4 protein-coding genes are annotated in these 4,024 nt (G+C 72.5%); 2 read left to right on the top strand and 2 right to left on the bottom strand.

The window, feature by feature from the left end:
- Both VGR37_08410 and VGR37_08405 read right to left on the bottom strand, forming a co-directional pair.
- Window positions 1-442: sodium-dependent bicarbonate transport family permease (locus VGR37_08410; protein ID HEV2147413.1), on the bottom strand; the 442-nt coding region annotated here is incomplete at its 3' end.
- A gap of 202 nt (window positions 443-644) precedes the next feature.
- On the bottom strand, window positions 645-2,465 hold the full coding sequence (locus VGR37_08405; protein ID HEV2147412.1) for a DegV family protein: 1,821 nt from the start codon (window positions 2,463-2,465) through the stop codon (window positions 645-647).
- A 193-nt stretch (window positions 2,466-2,658) separates the two neighbouring features.
- Here VGR37_08405 and VGR37_08400 point away from each other — a divergent pair, with 193 nt between their 5' ends.
- Window positions 2,659-3,234, top strand: coding sequence for a hypothetical protein (locus VGR37_08400; protein ID HEV2147411.1), 576 nt, complete (start codon window positions 2,659-2,661; stop codon window positions 3,232-3,234).
- A 209-nt stretch (window positions 3,235-3,443) separates the two neighbouring features.
- A complete protein-coding gene (locus VGR37_08395; GenBank protein HEV2147410.1) occupies window positions 3,444-3,989 on the top strand; it encodes an outer membrane beta-barrel protein in 546 nt (181 codons plus the stop codon).
- Window positions 3,990-4,024 lie beyond the last annotated feature (35 nt).

Raw genomic sequence — 4,024 nt, 5'->3', positions numbered from 1 at the left:
GCGCCAGCGCCACCTGGATCCCCGGGACCTCCAGCAGCGTCAGCAGCGTGGGCAGGAAGCCCTCCGCGGGCGCTCCCATCCGCTCCACGAACTGCTGCGCCGCGATGAAGGTCACCGCCGAGACGGAGCCGTAGTGCGCCGCGATCCCCGCCGAGTCCGAGATGGAGAGCCGCCCCACGCGCCGCAGCAACGCGTACGCAACGAGCGGGGTGACCACGCCCAGCAGCAGCGTCACGGCCGCCGGGAGGGCGATCGCGTCCCAGGTGGTCTTCGAAAGCTCCACGCCGCCCTTGAGCCCCAGCGCAAAGAGCAGGTAGATGGAGAGCGCCGTGTACAGGTCCTTGGGCAGCGACAGGTCGCTGCGGAGGAGCTTCGCCACGATCCCCAGCGCGAAGGCCAGCACCAGCGGCGAAAGGAGGTTGGCGAGGAGAAGGTCGGTCATCGTGGTTCCCGGGGTGTGTCGGCGGCCGACGCGGCCGGCCGCGGATCAGGGTCCCCAAGGATAAGGCAGCGCCCACCCATAGACAAATTGAAATTTACGCGCGCATTCATCGTTCACGCCGATGTATCGGCGCACGGCGGGGGCGGCGTGTGTCTCTCCGGTCGTTCCGGTCGTCCGTGAAGCGGACCCGCGGGCCGCGGGGTCAGTCCTCCACCAGGTAGGCGATCCCCCAGGCGCCCTCGCCCGCATGCGTGGCGATGATGGGGGTTCCCGGAGCCGCGATGATCTCGCGGTCGCGGCCGTAGCGCTTGCGGATCTCGCCGCACACCTCGTCCACCGCCTCCGGGCAGGCCACGTGCATCACCCCGAAGCGCACCTTCTGCACGTCGCGGGGGACCCGCTGCTCCAGGATCTCCATCATCCTGGGGAGCACGTTCTTCCGCCCGCGCACCCGGGCGATGGGGTCCAGCTTCCCTTCGGCGTCGACGTCCAGCACCGGCTTGATGTCCAGCAGGCTTCCCAGCCACGCCCGGCCGCGCCCCACGCGGCCGGAGGCCAGCGCCCGCTCGAAGGTATCCAGGTGGATGAAGAAGCCCGAGCGCTGGCGGATGCGTTCCAGCTCCGCGACGATGCGCTCCGGCTCCCAGGCCATCTCCCCCAGCTCCGCCGCCTTGAGCGCCATCAGCCCCTGCAGGAGCGACCCCCCGCGCGAGTCCACCAGGTGCACCGGCGTGTCGCCGTCCTCCCGCTGCCGCGCCGCCGCCTGCGCCGAGGCGTAGGTCCCGGAGAGGGCCGAGGAGAGGAGGACCGCCACGATGGCCTCTCCCTCCTCGGCGGCGCGCGCGTACGCCTTCAGGAAGGCGGCCGGCGCCGGCTGCGAGGTGCTGGGGTGCGCGCCCTCCTTGAGGCGCTCCGCGAACTCCTCGGCGGAGATGTCGACGCGGTCGCGCAGCACCTGGTCGCCGAAGACCAGGTTCAGCGGGACCATGTGCATCCCGTGGGCGCGCACCACCTCGTCCGGCAGGTCGCAGGCGGTGTCCACCACCACCGAGACGGGGCGGCGGGCCAGGCGCATGTGCCCGGACGCGGCGGCCCGCTCCATGGCCGCGTGCTGCGCCTGCATGTCCTCCGCCTTGTGGGTGGCCAGCTCGCCCAGCGTGCGCAGGTAGCCGAAGACCTCCTCCGGCTCGTCGGTGTGGATGTGGATCTTGAGAAGCTGCTCGCTGCGGATCACCACCAGCGAGTCGCCGCGCTCCCGCAGGTGGGCGCGCACCGCGTCCGAATCCGGGAGGGCGCTCCCCCGCACCAGCGCCTCGGTGCAGTAGCGGTAGGTCTCGCTCTCCGTGGGGTACTCGGCCTGCGCCGCGGCCAGGGGCTCGGCGTCGTAGGCCGGCACCTCTTCCAGCGCCGTGAGCGGGTCGCCGGAGAGGAAGGCGGAGATCCCCTCCAGGATGTGGACGAAGCCCCTGGCGCCGGCGTCCACCACCCCCGCGCCCTTGAGCACCGGGAGGAGCTCCGGGGTGCGGGCCAGCGCCTCGCGCGCCTTCACCAGGAGGCGCTCGAAGAGGACGACGAAGTCCGAGTCCTGCAGGCGCTCCGCCTCGTCGGCGACCGCCCGCATGATGGTGATCATGGTCCCCTCCACCGGCTTCTCCAGCGCACGGTACACGTGCTCCGTGGCGCTGCGCAGCGCCTGGCCGAACTCGGCGACGCTCAGGCGCGCCCGGTCGCCCACGGCGTCGCTGAAGCCCAGGAGGAAGTGGGACAGGATCATCCCGCAGTTGCCGCGGGCACCCATGATTCCCGCCTCCGCCGCGCGCTTCGCGACCACGCCCACCGACGCCTCGTCGCGGGTGCGCAGGTGGTCGGCGATGGAGGAGACGGTCAGCGCGAGGTTGGTCCCGGTGTCCCCGTCGGGAACGGGGAAGACGTTGATCCGGTTGAGCTCGGCGCGGTTGCGCTGGACGTACTCGGACGCCGCCATCAGCGCGCCGCGGAGGCCCGGACCGTCGAGGTGGGTCATGCTCATGGCTCGTACGATAGGGTGGCCGCGCCGGGAGCGACAGGAGGCCTGCCGCGAGCGCTCTCGCAAGGAAAATTCCACCGCAGGCGCCGCGGATTGCCGCGCCCCCGTGCGGCGTGTAGAATCCCCCCGCGCCGGAGGCCGCTCCCCCCGTTCCCGGAGGGACGGGCCGGCCCGCACCGAACCCCGTACGATGAAGAAGACGCTCGCCCTGCTGGCCCTGCTCGCGCCGCTCGCCCCCGCGCTCCCCGCCGCCGCCCAGGCCGCCGCGGCGCGGCCGCTCTCGTTCGAGGCGCGCGGGGGCGCCACCCTCCCCGCCGGCGAGTTCGCGGACGGGGTCGGCTCGGGGTTCACCGTGGGCGGGAGCGTCGGGTACCTCTTCTCCACCTACGGTGGCTGGGGGACCAGCGTGTACGCCGGGTTCACCTACAACGCCTTTTCGGTGGACGACGAGACGGGGCTCCTGCGCGACGTCCGCTACCAGCTCCCCGGCTTCGACGCGGGGCTGCGGACCGCGCTCCCCGCCACCCTGGGGGGCGAGCCCTTCGTCCGGGGCGGGCTGGTGTTCTACAAGGGCGACCTCGCCGACGACCCGGACGCCATCCGGCACGACTGGGAGCTCGGGCTGGACGGCGCCGCGGGCTTCGAGTACCCCCGCGGGGCCCGGTTCACCGTCACTCCGGCGCTGGGGTACACCTGGGTGCCGGGGCAGGGCATCGGCGACGCGGCCTTCCTGAAGCTGGACGTGGGGCTGCGGGTGCGGCTCTGAGCCCGCCACGGGGCCGCCTGTGTCCCCCCGGGGAGGCGCGGCGTCCTCCGGATCGGACGCGAATCCCGGGTTAGGTGTCGCGTAAGTGCTTGCGGTACAACGATGTCGGTCTGGCACGCGCCGTGCCTGGACCGGGGCCCGGCGGCGCGGGACACGCCCGTGCCGCCGTCAGGTGAGGGAAGACGTTCGTTCACTTTTCGGGAGGAAGCATGAAGAAGAGCATCGTAATGATGGCGGCGGCCGTCGCCGCAGTCGGCCTTGCCGAGAGCGCCAGAGCGCAGAGCCTGGTCCCCCTCGCCGTGGAGGCTCGGGCCAGCGCGGCCGTCCCAACCGGCAGCTTCTCCGACTTCGAGGGCGGGATCGGCACCGGGTACGGCTTCGGCGTGAACGGCTCGCTGAAGCTGAACCCCCTGCTCGGCATCTACGGCGGGTACAGCTGGACGGGGTACGACCTGGACGCCCGGGACGAGACGCTCACGCAGCAGGGGCTGGACGCCGGCGTCCGCGTGGGACTGGGCCTGCTGCCCATGCGCCCGTATGCCCGCGGCGGCGTGGTGTACCACAAGCTGGACGACGGGCACGGCCACGACAACGAGCGCAAGCTGGGGTACGAGGTCGGGGCCGGGCTCAGCTTCCCGCTGGGGATGGTGATCTCCGTGACCCCGGAGGTCACCTATACCCGGATCAACGACGCCATCGAGGGGCAGGACCTTTCCGCGGTGCGCGTCGGGATCGGCCTCCGCGCCGGGCTGTAGGCGGAGCGGAGGGATCGCAGCGCGGCGGCCGGGGC

This window comes from Longimicrobiaceae bacterium (assembly GCA_035936415.1).
GTDB lineage: Bacteria > Gemmatimonadota > Gemmatimonadetes > Longimicrobiales > Longimicrobiaceae > JAFAYN01.
Note: the sequence above shows the minus strand (reverse complement) of the source record. Positions and strands in the feature narration are given on the sequence as shown.